The 25,355-nt window shown below is 68.4% G+C and carries 21 protein-coding genes; 9 read left to right on the forward strand and 12 right to left on the reverse strand.

The genetic code is table 11. The features are described from left to right. The first annotated feature begins 9 nt into the window (after positions 1-9). From WI26_RS19300 to WI26_RS19310, 3 genes are all read left to right on the forward strand, one after another. Positions 10-2,616: a circularly permuted type 2 ATP-grasp protein gene (locus WI26_RS19300; RefSeq protein WP_069227789.1), complete on the forward strand. Its 2,607-nt coding sequence runs from the start codon at positions 10-12 to the stop codon at positions 2,614-2,616. After that, positions 2,610-3,659 carry a transglutaminase family protein gene (locus WI26_RS19305; RefSeq protein ID WP_069226849.1) on the forward strand — a complete coding sequence of 350 codons (1,050 nt, stop codon included), beginning with the start codon at positions 2,610-2,612 and terminating at the stop codon, positions 3,657-3,659. Before WI26_RS19300 ends, WI26_RS19305 begins: the two co-directional genes overlap by 7 nt. Before the next feature lie 189 nt (positions 3,660-3,848). Next, positions 3,849-4,121, forward strand: coding sequence for a hypothetical protein (locus WI26_RS19310; protein WP_059510440.1), 273 nt, complete (start codon positions 3,849-3,851; stop codon positions 4,119-4,121). A gap of 65 nt (positions 4,122-4,186) precedes the next feature. On the opposite strand, the gene pip is transcribed toward WI26_RS19310, so the two are convergent. Continuing rightward, on the reverse strand, positions 4,187-5,119 hold the full coding sequence (gene pip, locus WI26_RS19315) for a prolyl aminopeptidase (RefSeq protein ID WP_059539527.1): 933 nt from the start codon (positions 5,117-5,119) through the stop codon (positions 4,187-4,189). 353 nt (positions 5,120-5,472) lie between these two features. On the opposite strand from pip, the gene WI26_RS19320 reads away from it, so the two are divergent. Then, the gene (locus WI26_RS19320; RefSeq protein WP_069226850.1) at positions 5,473-6,624 is read left to right on the forward strand and encodes an acyltransferase family protein; all 1,152 of its coding nucleotides are present in this window, start codon (positions 5,473-5,475) and stop codon (positions 6,622-6,624) included. 121 nt (positions 6,625-6,745) lie between these two features. On the opposite strand, the gene WI26_RS19325 is transcribed toward WI26_RS19320, so the two are convergent. Genes WI26_RS19325 through WI26_RS19355 form a run of 7 tightly spaced genes read right to left on the reverse strand, consistent with a single transcriptional unit; the run spans position 6,746 to position 14,042 of the window. Beyond that, positions 6,746-7,810 (reverse strand): 2-aminoethylphosphonate aminotransferase, encoded by a 1,065-nt coding sequence (locus WI26_RS19325; protein WP_069226851.1) that lies wholly within the window; start codon positions 7,808-7,810, stop codon positions 6,746-6,748. After that, a complete protein-coding gene (aepY, locus tag WI26_RS19330; RefSeq protein ID WP_069226852.1) occupies positions 7,810-8,997 on the reverse strand; it encodes a phosphonopyruvate decarboxylase in 1,188 nt (395 codons plus the stop codon). The genes WI26_RS19325 and aepY overlap by 1 nt, the downstream gene beginning before the upstream one ends. Continuing rightward, positions 8,994-10,679 carry a phosphoenolpyruvate mutase gene (gene aepX / locus WI26_RS19335; protein ID WP_069226853.1) on the reverse strand — a complete coding sequence of 562 codons (1,686 nt, stop codon included), beginning with the start codon at positions 10,677-10,679 and terminating at the stop codon, positions 8,994-8,996. Before aepX ends, aepY begins: the two co-directional genes overlap by 4 nt. Beyond that, positions 10,676-11,443, reverse strand: coding sequence for an NTP transferase domain-containing protein (locus WI26_RS19340; protein ID WP_060188892.1), 768 nt, complete (start codon positions 11,441-11,443; stop codon positions 10,676-10,678). The genes aepX and WI26_RS19340 overlap by 4 nt, the downstream gene beginning before the upstream one ends. 36 nt (positions 11,444-11,479) lie before the next feature. Next, the gene (locus WI26_RS19345) at positions 11,480-12,481 is read right to left on the reverse strand and encodes an HpnL family protein (protein ID WP_069226854.1); all 1,002 of its coding nucleotides are present in this window, start codon (positions 12,479-12,481) and stop codon (positions 11,480-11,482) included. Continuing rightward, the gene (locus tag WI26_RS19350; RefSeq protein WP_069226855.1) at positions 12,478-13,287 is read right to left on the reverse strand and encodes a 2OG-Fe(II) oxygenase; all 810 of its coding nucleotides are present in this window, start codon (positions 13,285-13,287) and stop codon (positions 12,478-12,480) included. Before WI26_RS19350 ends, WI26_RS19345 begins: the two co-directional genes overlap by 4 nt. Next, the gene (locus WI26_RS19355; protein ID WP_069226856.1) at positions 13,284-14,042 is read right to left on the reverse strand and encodes a CDP-alcohol phosphatidyltransferase family protein; all 759 of its coding nucleotides are present in this window, start codon (positions 14,040-14,042) and stop codon (positions 13,284-13,286) included. Before WI26_RS19355 ends, WI26_RS19350 begins: the two co-directional genes overlap by 4 nt. Positions 14,043-14,685: 643 nt before the next feature. Between WI26_RS19355 and WI26_RS19360 the strand changes: the two genes are divergently transcribed. Next, complete coding sequence (locus WI26_RS19360) at positions 14,686-16,200, forward strand: acetyl-CoA hydrolase/transferase family protein (RefSeq protein ID WP_059466292.1); 1,515 nt, start codon at positions 14,686-14,688, stop codon at positions 16,198-16,200. A gap of 37 nt (positions 16,201-16,237) precedes the next feature. Here WI26_RS19360 and WI26_RS19365 read toward each other — a convergent pair whose 3' ends face one another. Continuing rightward, positions 16,238-17,770, reverse strand: a complete 1,533-nt coding sequence (locus WI26_RS19365) for a DHA2 family efflux MFS transporter permease subunit (protein WP_069226857.1) — start codon at positions 17,768-17,770, stop codon at positions 16,238-16,240. 133 nt (positions 17,771-17,903) lie between these two features. Between WI26_RS19365 and WI26_RS19370 the strand changes: the two genes are divergently transcribed. Further along, the gene (locus WI26_RS19370; protein WP_059466290.1) at positions 17,904-18,344 is read left to right on the forward strand and encodes a MarR family winged helix-turn-helix transcriptional regulator; all 441 of its coding nucleotides are present in this window, start codon (positions 17,904-17,906) and stop codon (positions 18,342-18,344) included. Between the two features lie 256 nt (positions 18,345-18,600). After that, entirely contained in the window at positions 18,601-19,026 is a 426-nt protein-coding gene (locus WI26_RS19375) for a helix-turn-helix domain-containing protein (RefSeq protein WP_059466289.1), read from the forward strand. A gap of 87 nt (positions 19,027-19,113) precedes the next feature. Here the strand turns inward: WI26_RS19375 and WI26_RS19380 are convergent, their stop codons facing one another. Then, the gene (locus WI26_RS19380) at positions 19,114-19,992 is read right to left on the reverse strand and encodes a helix-hairpin-helix domain-containing protein (protein ID WP_069226858.1); all 879 of its coding nucleotides are present in this window, start codon (positions 19,990-19,992) and stop codon (positions 19,114-19,116) included. Positions 19,993-20,173: 181 nt separating this feature from the next. Beyond that, on the reverse strand, positions 20,174-21,736 hold the full coding sequence (locus WI26_RS19385; protein WP_069226859.1) for a sigma-70 family RNA polymerase sigma factor: 1,563 nt from the start codon (positions 21,734-21,736) through the stop codon (positions 20,174-20,176). Between the two features lie 311 nt (positions 21,737-22,047). Here WI26_RS19385 and WI26_RS19390 point away from each other — a divergent pair, with 311 nt between their 5' ends. Then, the gene (locus WI26_RS19390; RefSeq protein WP_069226860.1) at positions 22,048-22,473 is read left to right on the forward strand and encodes a hypothetical protein; all 426 of its coding nucleotides are present in this window, start codon (positions 22,048-22,050) and stop codon (positions 22,471-22,473) included. A 33-nt stretch (positions 22,474-22,506) separates the two neighbouring features. Continuing rightward, positions 22,507-23,340, forward strand: a complete 834-nt coding sequence (locus WI26_RS19395; protein WP_069226861.1) for an SH3 domain-containing protein — start codon at positions 22,507-22,509, stop codon at positions 23,338-23,340. Positions 23,341-23,450: 110 nt separating this feature from the next. Here WI26_RS19395 and ilvD read toward each other — a convergent pair whose 3' ends face one another. Next, positions 23,451-25,310: a dihydroxy-acid dehydratase gene (gene ilvD, locus WI26_RS19400; RefSeq protein ID WP_069226862.1), complete on the reverse strand. Its 1,860-nt coding sequence runs from the start codon at positions 25,308-25,310 to the stop codon at positions 23,451-23,453. Positions 25,311-25,355: the final 45 nt, after the last annotated feature.

Genomic DNA, 25,355 nt, shown 5'->3' on the forward strand with positions numbered 1-25,355 from the left:
GCCGACGCGATGCCCACGCTCTTCGATACCGGCGCGCAGCCGGATGCCGCGGAACTGGCCGCCGCGCTCGCGGCGCCGGCCGCGGCTGGCCGCTACGACGAACTGCGCGGCAGCGCCGCGGGCCTCACCGCGCCGCTGCTCGCACCTGCATGGCGCAGCTTCTTCACGTCGATCGGCAGCGATGGCGTGGCCGACCTCGACCGCCGCGCCGACGCGCTGCAGCGCCGAATGCGCGAGAACGGCCTGTTCTACCAGCTTCACGAACAACGCGCGGGCGACGGCGCCGCCGGCCCGTGGTCGCTCGACCTGCTGCCGCTCATCGTCACGCCCGAGGACTGGGTCGCGATCGAGCGGGGCGTGCTGCAGCGCGTGCGGCTGCTGAACGCGACGATGGTCGACCTGTACGGGCCGCAGACGATCCTGCAGCGCGGGCTGCTGCCGCCCGCGCTCGTGACCGGGCATCCGGGCTACCTGCGCGCGATGCGCGGCGCACGCGTGCCGGGCGATACGTGGCTGCACGTCGTCGCGTTCGACCTCGCGCGCGGCCCCGACGGGCAATGGCGGATCGTCGCGCAGCACACGCAGGGCGCGGCCGGCCTCGGCTATCTGCTCGAGAACCGGCTGATCGTGTCGCGGCTCTTTCCGCGCGGCTTCCGCGGGCTGCGCGTGCAGCGGCTCGCGTCCGCCTACCGGTCGCTGTTGCAGAGCTTGCAGGCGCTCAGCCCTGCCGCCAGGAATTCGCGGATCGTGCTGCTGACGCCGGGGCCGCACAGCGCGACGTATTTCGAGCATGCGTATCTCGCGCGCTACCTCGGCCTGACGCTCGTCGAGGGCGGCGACCTGACCGCGCGCGACAACCGCGTATTTCTGAAGACGCTGCGCGGGCTCGAACCCGTGCATGGCATCCTGCGGCGCGTCGACGACGCATGGCTCGATCCGCTCGAACTGCGGCCCGACTCGCTGCTCGGCGTGCCGGGGCTGCTGCAGGCCGTGCGTGCGGGCAACGTGCTGCTCGCGAATGCGCCGGGCTCGGGCTTCCTCGAATCGCCGGGCGTGCTCGGCTTCATGCCTCGCCTCGCGGAAGCGCTGCTCGGCGAAACGCTGACGCTGCCCGCCGTGCATTCGTGGTGGTGCGGCGAGGCGGCAGCATGCGACGACGCGCTGCCGCAGCTCGCGCGCAGCATCGTGAAGCCGTCGTATCCGCCCGACGCGCAGGCCGGCGGCGCGTTCGACCCGGTGATCGGCGCACGGCTCACGCCGGCGCAACTGGCCGAATGGCGTGCGCGAATCCTGGACCGGCCCGAGCATTACACGGTGCAGGCCGACCTGCCGCTGTCGCAGGCGCCGACCTGGCCGGGGCAAGGCGCGCCCGACGGGGCCGGTGGCGCGCGCATCGTGCCGAAGCCGCTGCTGCTGCGCGTGTTCGCGCTCGCCGATGGCGCGCAACGCTGGCGGCTCCTGCCGGGCGGGCTGTCGCGGGTCGGCACGCGCGATACGCTGTTCAACGCGCCGATGCCGCGTGGCGGCAGCACCGTCGATACGTGGGTGATGACCGAAGGCATCGTCGATTCGACGACGCTGCTGCAGACCCGTCTCGGCCCCGACGATCTGGTCGAGCGCCCGCGCGCGATCGCGAGCCGCGCGGCCGAGAACCTGTTCTGGCTCGGCCGCTACACCGAGCGCGCGACCAACCTGATGCGTCTCGCGCGCGCCGCGCTCGAACGGCTGCGCGGCGAGGACGACGTCGACAGTCCCGCACATCTCGAGTTGCTCGACACGCTGTGCCGCGACACGGGACTGATCGCGCCCGACGCGCCGAATGCCGTCGATGCGCCGCGCGCGTTCCAGCACACGCTCGCGACATCGCTGACGCGCGGCGCGGACCGCACGTCGGGCATCGCGTCGTGCCTGTTCGGGATGCGCGCCGCCGCCGCCGCGATCCGCGAACGGCTGTCGAGCGATCAGTGGCGGCTGATCGACGATGCGACGCAACTGTTCGCCGACAGCGCCGATCATCCGGAAGCCGAGGAGCAAATGGGCAACGAGGCGCTGCAATTGCTCGAGCGGCTCGGGCTGCTGCTCGGCGCGATCACCGGCGCGCAGACCGACAACATGACGCGCGACGACGGCTGGCGGTTGCTGTCGATCGGCCGGCAGATCGACCGGCTGGATTTCCTGTGCAGCGTGCTGAAGTTCGCGTTCGACGATGGCGCCGTGCACCGGCAGGACGGCTTCGAGCTCGTGCTGGAACTGTTCGACAGCACGATCACGTTTCGCTCGCGCTTCCAGCGCGGTTTCGACGTCGCGCCGCTGCTGTCGCTCGTGGTGCTCGACACCGACAACCCGCGTTCGCTCGGCTGGGTCGTGCAAGCGCTGCGCGGCCGGCTGACGAAGGTCGAGCGCAGCGAGGGCTATGCGCTGTCCGAACTGGCCGAGACGATTCCGGATGTGCCCGCATGGTCGCTGCATGAACTGTGCGAAACCGGCGACGACGGCCGCCACGACAAGCTGCTCGATGCACTCGACACGACTGTGAAGGCCGTGTGGGATCTGTCGAACCGGATCGGCGAGCGCTATTTCAGCCACGTGCGCGAGGCGGGCAGGACGCTATGGTGACGCCGAAACACGCGGCGAAGACGTCGCCCGCGACCGGTCACGGTAGCGCGAAGGAGGCCGCGACGCCCGCCGCACCCGCAACGCCGGCTGCTGTCGCGGCCGGCCGCGTGCTGCGCGTCACGCACGATACCGAATACCGCTATGCCGCACGCGTCGAATCCGCCCAGCACCAGGCACGGCTGCAGCCGCTCGCGACGCCGCGCCAGCAGGTATTGTCATTCGCGCTCGACATCGAGCCCGCACCGGAAACGGTCGGCACCGAGATCGACGCGTTCGGCAACGCGCGCGCATCGTTCGCGCTGAACCAGCCTCACGATGCGCTGCTCGTGCGCAGCCGCAGCACGGTGCGCGTGAGCGCGCCCGTCTGGTCGCAGGGCGCACGCGGCGCGCCGCCGCCCGCGATCGCGCATCCCGACGCCGAACATGCAACGGCATGGGAGGCCGTGCGCGACCGCTTGCGGTTTCGTGCCGGACAGCCGTACGACGCGGCGAGCGAGTTCGTGTTCGCGTCGCCGCACGTGGCGTGCGATCCCGAGCTGGCCGCGTATGCGGCCGCCAGCTTCACGCCACGGCGGCCGCTCGTGCAGGCCGCGTGGGACCTGATGCGGCGAATTCACGCCGACTTCGCGTATACGCCGAACAGCACCGACATCACGACGACGGCGCTCGATGCATTGCGATTGCGCAAGGGCGTCTGTCAGGATTTCGCGCACGTGATGATTGGCGCGTTGCGCTCGCTCGGGCTTGCCGCGCGCTACGTGAGCGGTTATCTGCTGACGCAGCCGCCGCCCGGGCAGCCGCGACTGATCGGCGCGGACGCATCGCATGCATGGGTCGACGTATACGACCCGGCGTGGCCCGAAGACGGTGGTTGGCTGCAGCTCGACCCGACCAACGACCGTGCACCCGGCGACGATTACGTGATGCTGTCGATCGGCCGCGATTACGCGGACGTGACGCCGCTGCGCGGCGTGATTCGCGGCGGCGGCGCGGATCAGGAGCTGAAGGTCGGCGTGACGGTCGAACCGCTCGATACGCCGTGAGCCACGCGGGATGAGCGGGCCGGCGCCGTGCTCGCCGGCCGTTTAAGTCTTCGTTAATACTGCCCGCCTAGCATGGTGATGCCGGCGAACGGACCGGGCCATGGTCCCGCGCCGGCGGCACGCGCGGGTGCGTCGACGTCACGGCGCCGCGCCGTCGCGCGTGGCCATTCCCTTGCAACGGCGGCAGACATGATCAAGAACTTCGACTACACGCTCGGCAACGAGACGATCGCGCTGTGCGCGAGCTTCGGTGCGGGCCCCGCGTTCCGTCGCGTGCTCGTGAGCCGCGCGGATTCGATGGAGACGCTCGTGGTGCTCGACGCGCGCGGCCTGTCGGGCCTGCTGAAGGTCGCGACCGAAGAGCCGGAAGGATTGCTCGACGATGCGATCCGCAAGGTCGGCGACGAACAGCTCGTCGAGCGGGCGATCCGCGGCCGGACGATCGTCGAAGCCGCGCTTTGAGCAGGCGGCGCGTGCAGGCCGGCATTGCCCATTGCCGGCCGCAACGCGCCGCCTGGCGTTGCCGCTTACGCGGCGAACCGGTCCGTCGCGGCGAGCAGCGCCCTCAGGATGCCTGGTTCGTTGTACGCATGTCCGGCATCCGGCACGATCTCGAACGTCGCATCGGGCCATGCCTTCGCGAGGTCCCACGCGGTACGCGCGGGCGTCGCGATGTCGTAGCGGCCTTGCACGATCACGCCCGGAATGCCGGCGAGGCGATGCGCGTCGCGCAGCAACTGGCCTTCGTCGACGAAACCGCGGTTCACGAAGTAGTGGTTTTCGATTCGCGCGAACGCGAGCGCGTAGTGGCCGTCCGCGAAGTGCGCGGCCAATGCCGGATCGGGCAGCAGCGTGATCGTGCGGCCTTCCCAGATGCTCCATGCGCGCGCGGCTTCGAGCTTCGCGGCTTCGTCGTCGCCCGTCAGCCGGCGATGATATGCGGCCATCAGGTCGCCGCGCTCGGCTTCCGGGATCGGTGCGAGGAATTCCTCCCACAGGTCCGGGAATAACCACGACGCACCTTCCTGGTAGTACCACAGCAACTCCGCGCGGCGCATCGTGAAGATGCCGCGCACGACGAGCGCGCTCACGCGCTGCGGATGCGTCTCCGCGTAGGCGAGGGCGAGTGCGCTGCCCCACGAGCCGCCGAACACGAGCCATTGTTCCGCACCGACCATCTCGCGCAGCCGCTCGATGTCGGCCACGAGGTCCCAGGTCGTGTTGTTGTCGAGGCTTGCGTGCGGCGTCGAGCGCCCGCAGCCGCGCTGGTCGAACAGCAGGATGTCGTAGCGTTCGGGATCGAACAGGCGGCGATGGTCGGGGCTGCAGCCTGCGCCCGGGCCGCCGTGCAGGAACACCGCGGGCTTGCCGGACGGGTTGCCGCAGCGCTCCCAGTAGATGCGGTGGCCGTCGCCGGTGTCGAGGTGGCCGTGGGCGTAGGGTTCGATCGGTGGGTACACAGGCAGGCTCCGAATGAAGGTCGGCAGGAGAACGGACGAGGCACGGGCCGTGTGCGCCCGGAATAACGCAGCGCCGGTATCGCGGATATTGCGGCGCCGCAAATTCGTTGTGTCGGCATCGGACCGGCCATTGCCGGACAAGGCTTGTCATTATGCCCATTCATTCCGGCCGCGGTGTGCCGGCCGGCACCGTGCATGGCGCGCAGCGTGCCGCGCTGACAGACGCATCGAAATTTTTTGAAGCAATTTCGTTCCGATATTTTTCAGACAAAATCCCGGCGACATATCGGCGAGCCGGTCGCGGGCGCCGGCCTTCATACCGTTCCTCCACCGTGCCAACGGGAAACGAGCCGATGAACCATCGCGTCAAGCAGCTGACCGGGTTGCGCGCCGTCGCGGTCACGATGGTCGTCGTCGGCCATGCGGAGCACATGCTGCCGGGCGGCTACACCGGCTGGTTCGCGCCGTTGAGGCTGATCGCCGACGGCCGGCTCGGCGTGCTGATCTTCTTCGTCCTCAGCGGCTTCCTGATCACCAACGTGCTGCGTGCGGAGTTCGCGCGCACCGGCGGGATCGCACTGACGTCGTTCTACGTGCGCCGTGCGCTGCGGATCTGGCCGGCCTGCTACGTATATCTCGCGACCGTCGGCGTGCTTGCCTTCACCGGCTGGCTCGATGTCGATCGCCGTCAGTGGCTGTATGCGGCGCTGCATCTGTGGAACTACTCGGCGTGGTTCGGGCTGGCCGGCGACAACACGCTGCATCCGGCCGGCGCGTGGTATCTCGGCCATTTCTGGTCGCTCGCGCTCGAGGAGCAGTTCTACTGGTTCTGGCCGCTGCTGTTCGTGTACGGCGCCCGACGTTGCGGCACGCGCTGGCTGGCCGCGCTGATCCTGGTCGTGCCGCTGGTGCGCGCGCTCACCTACGGCATTGCGCCGGCGCTGCGCGGCCAGCTCGGGATGATGCTGCATACGGGCGTCGATCCGATCCTGATCGGCTGCTACGCGGCGCTCAACCGCGAACGGCTCGAAGCGTGGATTCGCTCATGGCGCGCCGAGTCGCGCATCGTGACGGCGCTCGTCTTCATCGTGCTGTTCGCGATGCCCGTCGCCGAACATCGGCTCGGCGGCTTCTGGAATGCGACGTACGGCGTGACGCTCGAGGCCGCGCTGATCGCGATTATGATCGTCGTGCTGAATTTCCGCAGCGAGTTCTGGTGCGCGCGGTGGCTGAGGGCCGCGCCGGTGGTGTTCGTCGGCACCATCTCGTTCAGCCTGTATCTGTGGCAGCAGCCGTTCGCGAATCCCGATCTGGCAGTTCCGCATGCGTTCCCGCTCGGTATCGTGTGGGCGCTGCTGGCCGCGACGGCCAGCTACTTCTTCGTCGAGAAGCCGTTCCTGCGGTTGAAGGAACGTTTTACGGCACGCGAGGCGCGACGTGTGCGGGATGATGCATTGCTCGGAGCGGTGCAGACGGATGCGATCGGGCCGAAGGTGGTGAAGTAGGCGAGTGTGGTTCGCCCGCCGCCTCGCCGCAAAAGCGGCGCAAATGAAAAAGGCCCTTGCTGAACTGAACCCCGAGAATCGGACAGTTCATGCGGGCCTTTCGTCGACCGGAAGCGGGTATTTACCGCGTCAGTGCCGTAAAACCGTCCAGCAGCCGCTCGACGTCGGCCGCACCAATCGCGCCCATCGTCGAGATGCGGAACAGTTCCTTCGACAACCCGCCTTGCCCCGCATAGATCACGAAGCCGCGCGCCTTCAGGCCGTCGTGCAGCGTCTCGTACGTGACGCCCTGCGGCAGCCGGTACGCGCGCAGCACGACCGACGATGCGCCTTCGGGCAGCACGAGCGGCATCCCGCGCGCCGCGAGGCCGGCCTGCGCCTGATCGGCGAGCGCCTTGTAGTGCGCATGGCGCGCTCGCCAGCCACCGGCTTCATCGAACTCGCGCAGTGCCTCGACGAGCGCGTAATACGCGTGCACGGATGGCGTGAACGGCGTATTGCGCTGATCCTGCAGCTTCGCGAGACGGCCGAGGTCGAGGTAGTAGGTGCGGCTCGCGGCCTTTGCGAGTGCGCTGCGGCGCACGATCACGAACGCGGCGCCGGGCACGCCGTGCAGACACTTGTTCGCGGTCGCCGCGACCGCGTCGATCACGCCGCCGGCGAAGTCGATCGCTTCGGCGCCGAAGCTGCTGACGCCGTCGACGAGCATTTTGACGCCGCGCGCGCGGCATACGTCCGCGATCGCACCGAGGTTGTTCAGCCGGCCGGTCGTCGTTTCGTGATGAATCACCGCGACGTGCGAATAACCGCCCGCGTCGAGACGCGCGGCGATCTGCGCGAGATCGGGCGCCTGCATCCACTCATGCTTGAGCACGTCATGCGCGATTCCGTACTGCGTGGCAATCTGCGTAATCCGTTCGCCGTACACGCCGTTCTCGATCACGAGCAGTTTGCCGTCCTGCGGCACGAGCGCCGCGATCATGCTTTCGACGGCGGCGGTACCCGAGCCGGTCATCAGCACGGCGGCCCATTCGGCCGGATCGAGCTCGTACGCGGCAACGAGGCGCGCACGCGCTTCATCCTGAAGATCGAAGAATTCGCTTTCGCGATGGCACAGGTCAGGTTGCAGCAGGCTGCGGCGCACGCGTTCCGTCAGCGTTACCGGGCCGGGGTTCAGCAGCAGCATCAATGGACTCCTTCAGCATGGGCTTCAGCCTGTGCGGCGCCGATATGCCGCATCAGGCGGGTCTTGACCTCGACCGGCGTGACGGTCGGGCGGGGCAGGCCGTCGGGCACGCCCGTGCGGATGGCAAGCCGCACGAAGCGCGTACCGTCTGCCGAATGCGCGGCGTCGAGCGCCGCATCGAGCACGTCGAGCGTGTCGCCTTCGATGGCCGACGCATAGCCGCAGGCGGCCGCGACGCCGGCGAACGACACATGCCGTGACACGGTCGCCTGCCCGCCGGTCGATTCGTGTGCGCCGTTGTCGAGCAGCACGTGCACGAGGTTGGACGGACCGTAGGTGCCGAGCGTCGCGAACGCGCCCATGCGCATCAGCGCGGCGCCGTCGCCGTCGACGGCCACCACGCGCAGGTCGGGGCGCGCGAGCGCGAGACCCAGCGCGAGCGGCGTCACGCAGCCCATTGAGCCGACCATGTACAACTGGTTCGGGCGATCGTCGATGGCATAGAGTTCGCGGCCGCAGAAACCGGTCGATGCAAGCACGACGGTCGAATCGACCGGCGTATGCGCGATCACGCGCTGCAGCGCATCGTGGCGGGTCGGCCACGCGGCGGATGCGTCGGCGCGTGCCGCCGACTGCGCGGCGACATGCGCGCGCGGTGCCGCCGCCGGGTTCGCCTTCAATTCATACGGCGCGACGCTGCCCTTCTGCATCACGAGCGCGTACGGGCGGCCCGTTGCGTCCATGTGCGCGATCGCGCGGTCAAGCGCCGCGCCGACCTGTTCGGGCTCGGTCGGGAACGTCTCCCACGGGATCTCCATCGTGTCGAGCATCGCCGGCGTGATCGGACCCATCAGCGCGTGCTGCGGCTCGTCGGCCACGCCCGGCTGACCGCGCCACGTGACGATCAGCAACTGCGGCAGCCGGAACGTCCAGGTCAGCGAGGTGAGCGGGCTCACCGCGTTGCCGAGCCCCGAGTTCTGCATCATCGCGATCCCGCGCTTGCCGCCGAGCGTGGCGCCGGCGATCAACGCGACCGCGTCGCCTTCATTCGCGGCCGACAGGTAATGCAGCGTCGGATCCTGCAGCACGTAGTTGATGAACGGCGTCAGGTACGAACAGGGCACGCCCGCATACCAGTCGAAGCCGCGTTCGCGCGCGGCCTCGACGAACTGGGCCGCTTCGATCATTGCGCGCCCCCGTTGCCGGCGCCCGGCTCGGACAGCGGCGTCTGGCCGTGCGCGAAGTCGCCCGCACGGCGGAAGTCTTCCAGATCGTTCACGCCACGCCAGTGGCCGTGCACGTACTGCACCTCGATCTTCTCGCCGGCGGCGATCAGTTCGTTGAGCAGCGACGGGATGTCGAGCGTGTCGAAATCGGGCCGCGCCTGCAGCGTCGCGAGCATCGCCTTCAGGCGGTCGACGCCCGCGCCGCGCACGTTCAGCAGACCGATCCAGCGCCCGTGCGGCGTGCCTGCGGCGACGTCGCTCGATACACGTTGCAGATACGTTTTCTGACCGAACAGGCCGCGGTCGTCAGCGGCCGAGCACTGCGCGAAGTCGCGCACGCTCTGGTTGGTCTCGGTGAGCGACGAATCGACGACGACGCTGAACTCGGCTTCGCTCTCCGCGAGGTCGCGCAGGATGTAGCTGCGGAACAGCAGGTCGCCGTACGAGATCACGGTGTCGCCGGTCAGGCGTTCGGCCGCGCATGCGAGCGACGCGAGTTCGCCCGTTTGCGCATGGCGCTCGTTGACGACGAGCTTGATGCCCGACGTGTCGATCGCGTCGGCGCGATAGCCGCCGACCACGGTGATGTCGTTCACGCCATGCTTCTTGAAGCCGTCGACGAGCCAGCGCAGGAGCGGCTTGCCGGCGACCGGCAGCATGACCTTGGGCTTGTCCTCGGTGACGGCTTCCAGCCCCTTGCCGCGGCTGGCCGCGAGCACGATCGCCGCGTTCGACGCGCGCGACGATGACGACAGGTAGATGCGCTCGGCTGCCGAGTATTCGTCGGCGTCCTGCAGGCGGAAGATTTCGTTGACCGATGCGACGCGATCCTCGACGTTGATCAGCGTCTCGTTTTCGTGGATCTCGCGTGCGACGGACTGCATTGCCGATGCCGACGCGCGGATCAGGTGGTTCGCCCAGATCACGGTGCTGATGCCGGCCTGGCGGAACACGTCGGTCGGCGTGCTGTAGTACTTGGTCGGCACGATCACGAGCGGCGCGCGGCCGCTCCATTCGCGTGCGAACTGCAGGATCTCGTCCGGACGCGACAGCTTGCTGTGAATCAGGATCGCGTCGGCGCCGGCTTCCGCGTACGCGTTTGCGCGGCGCAGCGCCTCATCCATTCCCCAACCGGCGATCAGCGCTTCGACGCGCGCGACGATCGAGAAATCGGGATCGCTCTGCGAATCCTTGCCGGCCTTGATCTTGCCGCAGAACTCGTCGATCTCGGCGAGCGGCTGGCGCTCGCCGTCGATGAAGCTGTTCGTCTTCGGGAACTGCTTGTCCTCGATGCACACGCCGGCGATGCCGCGCTGCTCGAGCTTCTTCACGAGGCGGCGCACGTTGTTGAAGTTGCCGTAGCCGGTGTCGCCGTCGAGCAGGATCGGCAGGTCGCTCGCGTCGGCCATGAACTCGAGCACGTCGACGACCTGCGTCCAGCTCGCTTCGTTGTTGTCGCGCACGCCGAACTGCGCGGAGATCGCGAGGCCCGACGCCCAGATCCCCTTGAAGCCGGCTTCGCGGACGATCCGTGCCGACAGGCCGTTGTGCGCTTCCATCAGGAATTCGAGGTCGCTGCTGACGAGCATGCGGCGCAGGCGTGCGCTGCGCGATTCGGAGAAGTTGGGTTCGCGTGCGTTCATCGTGCGGCTCCTGCGGTCGTGCGTTGAATCAGGGGGAGAATTTCTTGCGTGGCGCGGGCGACGTCGTTCGGGAAGTCGATCTCGATCCACGGCGAGCCCGTGACGTCGGCGACGTCGAACGAATGGCCGCCTTCGAGCAGCAGGTCGCGCACGGCTTCCTCGTGCGGCATGTTCGCACGGCCGCTGTCGACGTAGCCCGCGACGATCGTCGCGAGGCGGCGCGCGGTACCTTCGGTGAAGCGGAAGAAGCCGACCGACTCGCCGATCGTGTCGTACTCGAGGTCGACCGCGAGCTGCTTGCGCAGCTCGACCGGCACGCCGTTCTTCAGGCACAGCTTGACGGGCTCGTCGCCGGCCTCGAAGTCGCGATCGATCAGCAGGCGGTCGACCGCCTTGTCGGAATCGGCCACCAGCGCGTGCAGGATGTTCTCGTCGTACAGCACGTCCGCGTCCATCAGCAGCACGTCGCCGCCGCGCGTCATCGCATCGGCGACGGTGTGCACGGTCAGCACGCTGCCGAGGTCGTAGCGCTCGTTGATCACGATCTCGGCGCGGCGGCCGAGGCGCTTCAGCTCCTGCTCGACCTTCTCGTGCTGGAAGCCGAGCCCGAGCACGATTTCATCGACACCCGCGGCGTCGAGCACGCGCAGATGGCGTTCGAGCAGCGATACGTCGTCGAAGCGCAGCAGGCACTTCGGGAATTGCGCCTCGGGCGGTTGTTGCAGGCGCAAGCCGAGGCCTGCCGCAAGAATGATGGCTCGCATGGGTTCTCCAACCAAAAAGCCGGCGGATCTGAACGATCAGTCGGCGATGGGCTGCGGCGCGCGGCGCCGCTGCCAGTTTCTTTCACTGAAATGCAGATAGAGCAGTCCCGGCAGGCCCAGCGCGAGTTCGCGCGCGCGCTTCGCGAGCGATAGCGCGAGCGCCGCGTCGGGCGGCAGGCCGACCAGCGGGGCGAGCAACAGGTAACCGCCTTCCTGGGCGCCGAGCGAGCCGGGAATCGCGAATGCCGCACCGCGAATCGCCTGGCCGACGCTTTCGAGCAGCAGCGCGTCGAGCCAGCTGACCGGGTGCCCGAGGAAGTGCAGCGCGAGCCACACTTCGGCGGTGCCGACGATCCAGCCGACGAGGCTCAACGCGAAGGTCTTCGCGACCTTCGCGCGATCACGGTACAGCGCGCCGACGGCGTCGTCGATCGCGTCCGCGCGGGCCGCGAGCGACGACCAGTCGCGCGGGCCGAGCAACTTCGACGCGAGACGCAACCCGCGACCGAACAGCCCGCGCCGCTGCGCCACGTAGAACGCGACGGCGAGGGCGCCGAGCACGCCGGTGGCGATCAGCGCCGGCGTGCGCAGGTGAGCGACGGACTCGTGCGTTGCATACAGGCTGAACGTGGCGATGCCGATCAGCGCGAAAGCCATCTGGGCGAGCGCCTGCATCGTCGTGCTGACGGTGACCGCGGCGGCTGCATCGGCCATCCGCGTGCCGCGCTGCGCGAGGTGACGCACCATCAGCACCGGGCCGCCGATCTGCCCGGCGGGCAGCAGGCTGTTCACCGATTCCCCGACCCAGCGCGCGCGCAGCGCGTCGCCGAGCTCCGCGCCCGGCTGGCCGCGGCGAAACATCGCCGAGATCGCCAGCGCGTCGATCACGAGCGGTACGACGTGGAATGCCGCGACGAGCGCGAGGCCCCAGCCGGCCGCGAGAAACGTCGACGCGACCGCGCCGACGCCCTGCCACGCGAGCAGGGCGACGAACAGTGCCGTTCCGAGGGACAGCAGGATCAGGCCGGCGCGTGTCATGACCCGGTCGACCGTCGCGTGGCCAGCTGCTTGAACACCTGGCGGAAACCGAAATACGCGATCGCGTCCTTCATGTTCGAGATGAAGCGCTTCCACGGCCGCATGCCGGGGTTGGTCACGTATTCGAAGGTGAGCGACACGCGCGTCTCGTTCTGGCCGAGCGGCGTGACGCGATGGCGAAGCTTGTCGCCGTCGAACAGCACGATGCCGCCGTCAGCGATCTGCACGGAGCCCGGTTCGTCGGGCACGTCCGGATTGCGCGTATGCAGCTCGTAGTCGAGCCGGCACGACGACTCGTCGATCACGCCGATCAGCAGCGTATAGCGGCGGCCGTCGTAGTACGACGTGTCGTAGTGCCAGCCGATATGGTCGCCCGGCTTCGTGTAGTAGTACAGCGCGTACGCGTGCGGATCGTCGTCCGGCGACAGCATCAGCTTGTCGCCGGTGATCTTCTCGAGGAAGCCGATCAGCGCCTTCGACCGGTACAGCTCGGCGATGTATGGCGCCTGTTCGTCGATCGTGTGCCGGCTCACGCTGCCGCCCTGCTTGTGGCCGGGCAGGTAATTGCGGTTCAGGCCGGCCTGCATCGCGCGGGCGGCGGCCGCGAGCTTCGCGTGCGCGTCGGCCGGCAGGAAGGCGTCGAGGTACAGGAACGACCCTTGGCGCGTGTAGTCACCGTGCAGGCGGTCGAGGTCGAGACGGCCGACGCAGTCTGCCACGGTGCGATCGGGATCGGCCGCTGCCGCGCGCACAGGCGCGGGGCGTGCCGGGCTCAGCACGGAGTCGTCGCGCGTGCTAGGAGTCATTTGGAAGCCTGGATTTCGGTTGAACTTTGAGCGCCCCCGGACCTGTCGCTGCGCGCCAGGCCCGCCGAGGGGGACACGAAAACTTCGGGCGGCCCGGCGTTTTCATGCGCAACGCCGCTCCGGCGAACGATGCGCCACCAGTCGATCACGACCCACGCGGCGAACAGCGGGGCGCCGATCGATGCCGCGAGCAGGAACGGCTGGACGCCGTCGACGAGCGTCACGATCGGCAGCAGGTAGAGCACGTCTTCCGTCTCGAAGCCGCCGGCGAACGCCTGTTTGGTGCCGGCCTTGCCGGCGACCGATTCGATCCGCATGCGCAGGAAGAAGATCAGCGCGACGGCCGCGCCGGCCACCGCGCCAAGCAGCACCGGCGACGCGGCCATCTGGCCGCCCTGGGCGACGATGCCGACGCCCATGCTGACAAACAGCGCGACCGTCACAAGCGCGTCGGCCGCGAGGTCGTAAAAGTGACCGATCTTGCTGGACTTGCCGCTGATGCGCGCGAGTTCGCCGTCGGTGTGGTCGACGAAGTTCGACAGCACGATCAGGAATGCGCCGGCGTTGCTCCAGCCAAAGCCGCCTTGCGCGAGGCACCAGGCGCCGGCGAGGCCGATCAGCAGACGAAGGGTGGTGAGGTGATTCGGGGTAACGGGCGTGTCGATCAGCGGTCGGACGAGCGAGCGCGCGAGCCGCGCATCCCAGGTGCGTGGCAGGGGCGGTTCGGAACGTGTTGCGTTTTTTCTTTGGTCCATCGGCGAAATATATACGGAATTGTAATTTGTTGCTTTTTCTTCGACCAATGTCCTGACATACGGGAGTGTTACCGCGCATTCCGGGCATCGGCCGGTTGCAAACCGCCTGCGCGAAACGGCGTTCGCGCTGGCGGGCCTTACCTGATCCAGTGTGGTTCGCGGCACGCGGCTGTCAAGGGCGGACGGGCCTTGTACGCGGGCCTGGCGGCGATTCGCGCGTGTCGACGCATTGATGTGCATCAGGCTCGCAAAAGCCGGGGCGGGTGACAATCGGCCGCGGCGATCGCCGATCGGCCATCGCGTGCGGATTCTTCGCGTTCATGCGGTTAATCCGGGCATCTGTGGGCCGATTGACGGTCAGCCGTTCGTAATTTTCACGCGGAAAACTGGCAGTCAGCTTTCCCGCACCTTTCGGACGCATGCGTTTGAGGCTGCCGCGGCTGTCACAGAACTGTCGTTCGATACCCGGTGCATTCAGCAAGTGTCTTTTGCATCCGGCGGACATTTCGCGGCGATGGCCTCTGCGATACTCCGACCGTGCCCGTGGTGCCGGGCCGCCCCTCGCGGCCCCAAGGGCTTCGCGTCGCTCAGGAGACACCCCCCGCGACGTCAACGACAGACCAAAAGCGTCAGATATACAGCCATGTCTTCTTCACGCATCCTCGCTCCCGCGCTGCGTTCCCTCGTCCGCACCGCCGACGAAGCCGCCGCGCTGATTCGTCCCGGCATGACCGTCGCCATGAGCGGCTTCACCGGCTCGGGCTACCCGAAGGCCGTGCCCGCCGCGCTCGCCGCCCACATCGAAGCGGCCCACGCGCGCGGCGAGGACTTCCGGATCAACGTGCTGACGGGCGCATCGACGGCGCCCGAACTCGACGGCGCGCTCGCCCGCACCGACGGCATCTCGATGCGCTTGCCGTACCAGTCCGACCCGACGCTGCGCGACAAGATCAACGCCGGTGAAGTCGATTACCAGGACGTCCACCTGAGCCACGTCGCACAATACGCATGGTTCGGGCTGTACGGCGACCTCGACGTCGCGATCGTCGAAGTCGCGGGCATCCGCGAGGACGGGCGGCTGATTCCGTCCGCGTCGATCGGCAACAACAAGACGTGGCTCGAGCAGGCGAAGCATGTGATCCTGGAAGTCAATTCGCGCCAGCCGCTCGGTCTCGACGGGATGCACGACGTCTATTACGGCACCGCGCTGCCGCCGCACCGCAAGCCGATTCCGTTGACGAAGAGCGATGACCGGATCGGCGAGCCGTACCTGCGCTGCCCGGCTGAGAAGATCGTCGCGATCGTCGAGACCGACGCGCCGGACCGCAGCAACGCGTTCTCCGCGCCGGACGCCACGTCGAAGCAGATCGCGCTGCAACTGATCGACTTCCTGCGTCACGAAGTGAAGCGCGGCCGCCTGCCGGAAAACCTGCTGCCGCTGCAGTCGGGCGTCGGCAACATCACGAACGCGGTGCTCGCGGAACTGAGCTCGGCCGGCTTCTCGAACCTGACCGCGTACACCGAAGTGATCCAGGACGGCATGCTCGACCTGCTCGACGACGGCACGCTGAGCTTCGCGTCGGCCACGGCGCTGTCGCTGAGTCCGGCCGCCGTGCAGCGCTTCGCCGACGAGATCGCCACGTTCCGCGAAAAGATCCTGCTGCGCCCGCAGGAGATCAGCAACCACCCGGAACTCGTGCGCCGCCTCGGCTGCATCGCGATGAACGGGATGATCGAAGCCGACATCTACGGCAACGTGAATTCGACGCACGTGATGGGCACGAAGATCCAGAACGGTATCGGCGGCTCGGGCGATTTCGCGCGCAACGGCTACCTGTCGTGCTTCATGTCGGCCAGCACCGCGAAGGGCGGCGCGATCTCGAGGATCGTGCCGATGGCGAGCCACGTCGACCATACCGAGCACGACGTCGCGGTGGTCGTCACCGAACAGGGGCTCGCCGACCTGCGTGGCCTGTCGCCGAAGCAGCGTGCGCGCAAGATCATCGCGACCTGCGCGCATCCCGACTACCGGCCGATGCTCGAGGACTACTTCGAGCGCGCGTCGCGCGAGAGCTTCGGCAAGCACACGCCGCACCTGCTCGCCGAGGCGCTGGCGTGGCACGAACGCTACGTGCGCACCGGGACGATGAAGGCCTGACGTTGCGGCCCGCGGCGGGCACGCGCCCGTCGCATCGTCAATCCATCGCCGCATGTGCGACGTCCACGCTCGCCGTTTTCTGCGGCGGGCGGATCAGCAGCAACAGCGGAATCATCAGCAGCGTCGCCACGAACATCAGCTTGAAGTCGTTCAGGTAGGCGATCATCGCGGCCTGCTGGTTGATCGTGCGGTCGAGCAGCGCGATGTCGAGGTGACTGCCGGCCATCGCCTGCACGGCCGGGTCGAACGGCGTGATGTGGGTCGCGAGGTCGGCATGCGCGACTTGCGTGTTGCGCGTCATCAGCGTCTGCACGATCGAGATGCCGATACTGCTGCCGATGTTGCGCATCAGGCTGTAGGTGGCCGTGCCGTCCGCGCGCAGCTCCGGCTGCAGCGTCGAGAACGACAGCGCGCTCAGCGGCACGAACACGAGCCCCAGCCCGAAGCCCTGGACCACGCCGGGCCACACGATGTCCGCCTCGGACAGCACGATCGTGTACTGCATCATCTGCCACAGCGCGAGCGCGGAAATCGCCAGCCCGGCGAACAGCAATGCCCGCGCGTCCACGTATTTCAACAAGCGCCCGACGAACAGCATCGCGATCATCGTGCCGGCGCCGCTCGGCGCGGTGACGAGGCCCGTCGTCGCGACCGGATAGCCCATCAGGTTCTGCAGCATCGGCGGCAACAGCGCGCGCGTCGCATACAGCACAGCGCCGACGACGAAGATGAACAGCGTGCCGGTTGCGAAGTTCGGGTCGCGCAGCAGCTCCGACTTGAAGAACGACGCCTTGCCGACGGTCGCGGTATGCACGAGGAAGAATGCGAAGCTCAGTGCGGCGACGAGCGCCTCGATGCGGATTTCGTACGAGCCGAACCAGTCGAGCTGTTCGCCGCGGTCGAGCATCGCCTGGAATGCGCCGATCGCGAGCGCGAGCGTCGCGAAGCCGAACGCGTCGAATTTCACGTGCGGGCGTGGCGCGCGAGCGGGCAGGAATGTCAGCACGCCGGCCAGCGCGAACGCGCCGATCGGCACGTTGATGAAGAACACCCAGCGCCAGTTGTAGCTGTCGGTGAGCCAGCCGCCGAGCGTCGGGCCGAGGATCGGGCCGACCATCACCCCCATCCCCCAGATCGCCATTGCCTGGCCCTGTTTTTCGCGTGGGTTGATGTCGAGCAGGATCGACTGCGACAGCGGCACCAGCGCGGCGCCGAACACGCCCTGCAGCAGCCGCGCGCCGACGATCTGCACAAGCGACTCGGACAGCCCGCACAACGCGGACGCGATCGTGAAGCCCGCGATCGAGATCGTCAGCAGCCGCTTCATGCTGAGGCGGTCGGAGAGCCAGCCGGTCAGCGGCGTCGCGATCGCCGCGGCGACGATATAGGAAGTGAGAACCCAGGTGATTTCGTCTTGCGACGCGGACAGCGTGCCCTGCATGTGCGGCAGCGCGACGTTCGCGATCGTGCTGTCGAGGGTCTGGATCAGCGTCGCGAGCATGATCGACAGGGTCAGCATCGGCCGGTTGAGGGCGAGCGGCGAGGCGGGGGCGTCGGCGGCGGGATTCAAGCAGTGTCTCCGTGGGGCGGTCGCCGTGGGCGGCGATCCGGTATGGCTCGAATTATAAGCACGCTTATTATATTCGTGCTCATCGCCTGGCCCGAGCCGCGGGCGATTCGCGGCCTGCCCCTATAATCGCCGCATGGACAAGACTTACGAGAACCGGATCGGCTACCTGATTTCCGACGTGGCCCGCCTGCAAGGACGCCTGTTCGACCGGCGCGCGAAGCGCCTCGGACTGACGCGCGCGCAAAGCCGCGTGCTCGCGTACCTGACGTGGAAGGGCGAGATGAATCAGGCGCGGCTCGCGGAATGGCTCGAGATCACGCCGATCTCGCTGACGCGGCTGCTCGACCGGATGGAAGGCTGCGGGTGGATCGAACGCATCGCGAACGACGATGATCGCCGCGCGTTCGTGATCCGGCTGACCGACAAGTCGCGCGACATCTTTCCGCAGATGCTGGAAGTGGGCGACACCGTCACCGACGACGGGCTGCGCGGCTTCACGCGCGACGAGCGCGACACGCTCGTGCGCCTGCTCGGCCGCGTGCGCCACAACCTGATCGACAGCGGCGGCGAATGACCGCGATGGGCGGTGAACGACCCGGCGCCGCCAGCCCGAACGCCATGCGACGCGGCAGCGCCCACGGGTCCGTCACGCGTGTCGCGCCCGCGCCGACCAGCAGGACGCGCGGCGCGCAATCGGGTGAGGTCGTCGTGGTCGCGGCGACGCGGCTTGTCGGGACATGATTCGGTTTCGGCGAATTCATGGCGGTCCAGGCTTGTGTCGAAGGAATCGAGCGATTACCTTGCAACTTCAAGTTCACTTGAGATCGAGCATGAGCCGTCTGGATATCGCCGAAGTCGCGCGCCGCTCGGGATTGCCCGCGTCGACGCTGCGTTACTACGAGGAAAAGGGATTGATCGTGCCGAACGGCCGTCATGGGCTGCGGCGCCAGTACGACGAGTCGGTGCTGGAGCGTCTTGCGCTGATCGCGCTCGGCCGCGAGGCCGGTTTTTCGCTGGACGACATCCTCGCGATGGTCGGCACGGACGGCCGGCCCGTGATCGATCGCGCGAAGCTCGACGACAAGGCCGACGAGCTCGACCGCACCATCCGACGTCTCGGCGCGGTGCGCGACGCGTTGCGGCATGCGGCCGCCTGCCCGGCTCCGAGTCATCTCGAGTGTCCGTCGTTCCGCAAGCTGCTGCGCATCGCGGCGCATCGTCATCCGGCGCGCCGCATGAAGACGGAAGGCGCGTAAAAGGTCAGGCCGTCCGGTTTGCCGAAGCGCGGGCGCTCGGGCGAGTCGCGCTGCGGCCGTACCGTGGCGGCTGGCGTCCTGGGCGCCTCATCCGGCGTAATACACGCGGCATTCCATCTCGCGTCCGCGCACGATGCGCTTGCCGACGAGCGCGCCGAGCGTTTCGGTGACGACGGTCCGCTGGTTCTCGCATTGCAACGCATCGTAGAAGTAGAGCGCGACCCAGTCCGCAGTGCGACCGGACTCCTGCGGGCGCACGGGATACGGGCACAGCGCGGTGAAATGCCAGCCGCCTTTCGTCATGTGCATCACGGGCGGCTGAATGCTCACGTCCGCGTTCAGCCGACGTGAGACGAGCGTGGGCAGGATGCCGGCGGCGGCCTTGTTGCGGTACAGGCGGTCGATGTAAAGCAGCAGTTCGACCGGCGGCTCGGCGCCGAGGCTGGCGTCGCGCGCGTGGCCTTGCCAGCGCCGGCGCCGGCTCAGCACGTCGTCGAGCGCGGCGCGGATGCCTGCCGCGCGACGCGGGCCGACGCCCGGGATCGCTTCGAGCTGGCCGCTGCGGGCCGCGCGTTCGAGATCCTCGAGCGTATCGATGTGCAACTGATCGTGGATCCGCAGGGCGAGCGCGTGGCCGATGCCCGGCACCGCTTCGAATGCGGACGCGCGCTCCGCGTCGCCACGCAGCCGGTCGAGCAGGCGCCAGCGTCCGGTCACCAGAAGTTCGGCGATCGCCTGCGCGACGCCCGTGCCGACCTCCGGCAGTGCGCCGAGCGCATCGACGCCGCCCGCGTCGAACCGCGTGCGAATGCCGTCCGCGAGTGATTCGATCGTATCGGCCGATGCGCGGTAGGCGGCAACCCGATAAGGATTCGCGCCCTGGTCGGCAAGCAACTGCGCGGCCTCGCGCAGGCAGGCCGCGATCTGCCGGTTTTCCTCGTGTGTCTGGCCGATGGTCGTTTGCATGTGGGTCGCCTGGGGATGTGCAAACGGATGGACACCGTGCGCAGTGCGCCGGCCCAATTCTTATTTCAACATATTGTCATGACAAGCGACGAGCAAAACTTGATGTGCGTCAATGGCAAACGTTGCGCCGGCGGAACCGGGCGCGCGTGCATGCCGTGCCGCAGCATGAACGCGCGACCCGTTACGCGTCGAGGAACGACTGCGCGCCCTCGGCCTCCGCGGCCATGCGCAGCGTGGCGAGGGCGCGCTTCTCGATCTGCCGCACGCGTTCGCGCGACATCCCCGCGTCCTGGGCGATCGCATCGTAGGTGTCGGGCTCGGCGCCGCCAAGGCCGAACCGCCGGCGCAGCACGTCGGCCTCGGCCGGCGTGACCGAGCGCAACAGCGACGTCACGCACTCGCGCATGCGCGTGTCCGCCAGCCGCTCGAACGGGCTCGCCGATGCCTGGTCCTCGATCAGATCGACGAGGCCGGTATCTGCATCGGGCAGCGGCGTGTCGAGCGACAGCGGCTCGGCAGGCAGCGCGAGCACTGCGCGCAGCTTGTCCTCGGCGAGTCCGGTCTCGGCCGCGAGTTCGGCCGGCGTCGCGCGGCGGCCCGTGCGCTGGCGAAAGCGCAGTGCATGGCGCTGCACGCGCTGGTGCTGGTCGCCGACGTGCACGGGCACGCGGATCGTGCGCGAGCGGTCGGCCACTGCGCGCGCGACCGCCTGCCGGATCCACCAGGTCGCGTAGGTCGAGAACTTGAAGCCGCGCCGGTATTCGAACTTCTCGATCGCACGCATCAGGCCGAGGCAGCCGTCCTGCACGAGATCGGGCAGGTCGACGCCGCGGTTCATGTACTTGCGCGCGATCGACAGCACGAGGCGCAGGTTCGCCTCGAGCATCGCGCGCGTGCCGTCGCGCACCTTTTGCTGACCGTCGCTCAGCGCGGCGCCGAGCGCGCGCCGCGCGACGAGGTCGAAGCACACGGCGTCGGTGCCCGCGATGGCGTTCGTCCCGGCGTCCACCGGTGCGGCGGCGAGCACGCGCACGACGCGGCTCGCTTCGTCGACGGCCGGTGCAACCCACGCGAGCGAACCGAGCAGCGCGGCCAGGCGGTTACGCGCGTCGCGATACTCGGCCGAGCGACAGCCCCGCGCATGCAACGCGTCCCGCACTGTCGCAACCGCGTCCTGCAGCGTGTCGTAGCGCGCGGGTGCCGGCGCGTCGCCTCCGCCGTCGTCGACGTCATCGCCTTCGTTGGCGGCCGTGCCGCTCGCACGCGTTTCGGCATGGCGCGCGAGCAGCGCCTCGACGGCCGCCGGGCAGCCGGCGAGCGCGTGAAGGATCTGATGGCGGCCCGTCTCGATCTCGCGGGCAAGCACGATTTCGTCCTCGCGCTTGAGCAGCGGCACCGCGTGGATGCGGCGCATGTAGAGCGCGAGCGGATCGGTCGATGCACCGGTGCCACGGGCGAGATCGCCGAGCAGCGCGCGGCCCTCGTCGAGCGCGTCGCGATCGACGTCGGCCGGTGCCGCGCCCGCGAACGGCGCCGGCGCGGCGGGTTCGTCGAGCACTGCGATGCCGATGTCGGCGAGCGCGGCGCGCACGACGTCCAGCGCGTCGGGGCTGTCGCTTTCCGGCGGCAGCGCGTCGACGAGGTCGGCGTGTGTCAGATAACCCTGTTCGCCGGCAAGCGCCAGCAGTTGGATGATCGGATCGAAGGGCGTGTCCGCCCGAAGCGTGGGGCGTGGCGTAGTCATGTCGATGGCGGCGCGAGCCGCGTTCCTGTCTGGGCGGGCCGAAGTCCGCGGGTTTCAGGCTACCGGGGGACCGCGAACGCCCGTTCGCGCCGGCCAGCCTGACTCGATATTCAACTTGAGGGCATTTGCGCCAACTTCAACGCCGGCGCGGCTGACGCGCGAGCACGCGGCATGCCCGCGCTGCCGTGCCCGGTTCTGCACGGCGGCGAAACAAAAAGTAACTGATCAAACCCGCAGAAATATGCAACGGACGTAAGCTAGAGTCAGGCGCGCGCCACGCGGCGACGCGCCGATTCCCTGCGGAGCCTCGAATGAACGCGATTCCCGCCGCGCGGCCTGCCGTCATGGCGCTGGCCATGCTTGCGCTGAGCGGCTGTTATTACACCGGTCCATACGGCTATGCGCCGTATTACGCGCCTGTTCCCGCCACGGTGTCGCAGCGCGAGATCCCGGCGGCGCCGGCAACCGCCGGACCGGCCATGCCGTCGACGCCCGCGGTGCCACCGCGGGCAGACGATTACGCTTACGTACCGGCTCCCGTGTATGTCGCGCCGGCCTACGTGCCTTACCCGGTCTACTATCCCGCGTACTACCCGGGCTGGTATGGGCCGCCCGTCGCGATCGGCCTCGGTTTCTGGGGGCATTGGGGCGGCGGCTACCGGGGCGGATACTGGCACCGTCCGTGGGGCGGCGGCCACTGGGGAGGCGGGCATTGGGGCGGGGGCCATCGACACTGACCGACGCGCGGTGGCGCCGCGCGGGAGAGCACCATGAGCAACACGATCATCCGAAGTTTGTGCGTCGTTCTGTTCGGCATCGCCGCGGTGCCGGCCGTCGCCGACGCGCAAAGCAGTGCCTACACGAACTCGGCGGCTGAAATTTATGCGGGGCCGGCACCCGATTATCCGGTCGTAGCGCAGATTCCGCCCGGCACCGCGCTGGACGTGTTCGGTTGCCTGAGCGACTACTCGTGGTGCGATGTCGCACTGCCTGGCGTGCGTGGCTGGATCGACGCGGAGCAACTCGACTATCCATACCAGGGCAATTACGTGCCGTTGCTCGAATACGGCGCAATCATCGGTGTGCCGGTGACCGGCTTCGCGATCGGCGCGTACTGGGATCGGTACTACCGCCATCGGCCGTGGTTTCACGATCGCGATCGCTGGGAGCGCCGTGCCGAGCCGCGCGTCGGCCCCGGCGGGATGCCGCCCGCCTACGGGCACCCGCAGCCGGGCGGACCGATCCAGCGCGCGCCGGGCGGTCAGCCGCCCGAGCGGCATGATGCACGGCCATCGGCCACGCGCGGTGGCTGGAATGGTCCGAACCGAGCGCCGGCGCCGCAGGCTGCACCTGCACCTGCACCCAGACCTGGCGCGGGCGCGGGCGCGGGCGGCGCCCGTCAGCCGGCGCCGCCACCACCGTCCGCGCCTGGCGGTGGCGCGCCGCGAATGATGGCGCCGCCGACGTATCAGGGCGGCGGCGGTTTCGGCGCACGGCCGCAAGGCGGTGGAAACGGCGGCGGGAACCGCGGAGGCGGAGGCGGAGGCGGTGGCGGTGGCGGTGGCGGTGGCGGTGGGGGCGGCGCCGACGAATTCCGTCATTGAGCGCCGCCTCGGTGCGGTGGCTTCCGGCGGCGCAGGGTAAAAAAAAGCCGCTCCGAGGAGCGGCTTCCGGATGACGCAGGCGGGCCGTTCGCGCAGCCCGCCGCACTGCGTCAGTCGTCGAGCAGCGACAAATCGCGCACGGCACCCTTGTCGGCCGACATCACCAGCTTCGCATAGGCCTTCAGCGCAGCGGACACCTTGCGCGGGCGCGGTTGCGCCGGCTTCCAGCCCTTCGCGTTCTGCTCTTCGCGGCGACGCGCGAGTTCCTCGTCCGACACCAGCACGTCGATCGTGCGGTTCGGGATGTCGATGCGGATCCGGTCGCCGTCGCGCACGAGGCCGATCGCGCCGCCCGCTGCCGCTTCCGGCGAGCAGTGGCCGATCGACAGGCCCGACGTGCCGCCCGAGAAGCGGCCGTCCGTCAGCAGCGCGCATGCCTTGCCGAGGCCCTTCGACTTGATGTAGCTGGTCGGGTACAGCATTTCCTGCATGCCGGGGCCGCCCTTCGGGCCTTCGTAGCGCACGATCACCACGTCGCCGGCCTTGACCTTGTCGTTCAGGATGTTCTCGACCGCTTCGTCCTGCGATTCGGTCACGTGGGCCGAGCCCTCGAACACGAGGATGCTTTCGTCGACGCCGGCCGTCTTCACCACGCAGCCATCGAGTGCGATGTTGCCGGTCAGCACCGCGAGGCCGCCTTCCTTCGAGAACGCATGCTCGTACGAACGGATGCAGCCTTCGGCGCGGTCGAGGTCGAGGCTCGGCCAGCGCGTGTCCTGGCTGAACGCGACCTGCGTCGGGATCCCGGCCGGGCCGGCCAGGTAGAACGTGCGGACCGCTTCGTCTTCGGTGCGGACGATGTCCCACTGGTCGAGCGCATCCTTCAGCGTCGGCGCGTGCACGGTCGGCACGTCGGTGTGCAGCTTGCCGGCGCGGTCCAGCTCGCCGAGGATCGCCATGATGCCGCCCGCGCGGTGCACGTCCTCGATGTGATACTTGTTCGTGTTCGGTGCGACCTTGCACAGCTGCGGCACGACGCGCGACAGGCGATCGATGTCCTTCATCGTGAAGTCGATGCCGGCTTCCTGCGCGATCGCCAGCAGATGCAGGATCGTGTTGGTCGAACCGCCCATCGCGATGTCGAGCGTCATCGCGTTCTCGAACGCCTTGAAGCCGACCGAGCGCGGCAGCACGCGCATGTCGTCCTGCTCGTAGTGCTGGCGGGTCAGCTCGACGATGCGGCGGCCGGCGCGCTTGAACAACTGCTCACGATCCGCGTGCGTCGCGACGACTGTGCCGTTGCCGGGCAGCGACAGGCCGAGCGCCTCGGTCAGGCAGTTCATCGAGTTCGCGGTGAACATGCCCGAGCACGAACCGCAGGTCGGGCAGGCCGAGCGCTCGACTTCGGCGACGTCGGCATCCGAATACGACTGGTCGGCCGCGATCACCATCGCGTCGACGAGGTCGAGCTTCTTCAGTTCGACGGTCTTGGTGACCGGGTTCGCGAGGCGCGTCTTGCCCGCTTCCATCGGGCCGCCCGACACGAAGATCACCGGAATGTTGAGGCGCATCGCGGCCATCAGCATCCCCGGCGTGATCTTGTCGCAGTTCGAGATGCATACCATCGCGTCCGCGCAGTGCGCGTTCACCATGTACTCGACCGAGTCGGCGATGATGTCGCGGCTCGGCAGCGAATAGAGCATGCCGTCATGGCCCATCGCGATGCCGTCGTCGACCGCGATCGTGTTGAATTCCTTCGCGACGCCGCCGGCGGCCTCGATCTCGCGCGCGACGAGCTGGCCGAGATCCTTCAGGTGCACGTGCCCGGGCACGAACTGCGTGAACGAGTTGACGACCGCAATGATCGGTTTCGAGAAATCGTCGTCTTTCATGCCGGTGGCGCGCCACAGCGAGCGCGCACCTGCCATGTTGCGACCGGCGGTGGAGGTTTTGGAACGGTATGTGGGCATGGTGATGGCTGAAGAAATATCGCGGAAATGGGTGGAGGCACGGGA

Source organism: Burkholderia diffusa (assembly GCF_001718315.1).
In the GTDB taxonomy this organism is placed as follows: domain Bacteria; phylum Pseudomonadota; class Gammaproteobacteria; order Burkholderiales; family Burkholderiaceae; genus Burkholderia; species Burkholderia diffusa_B.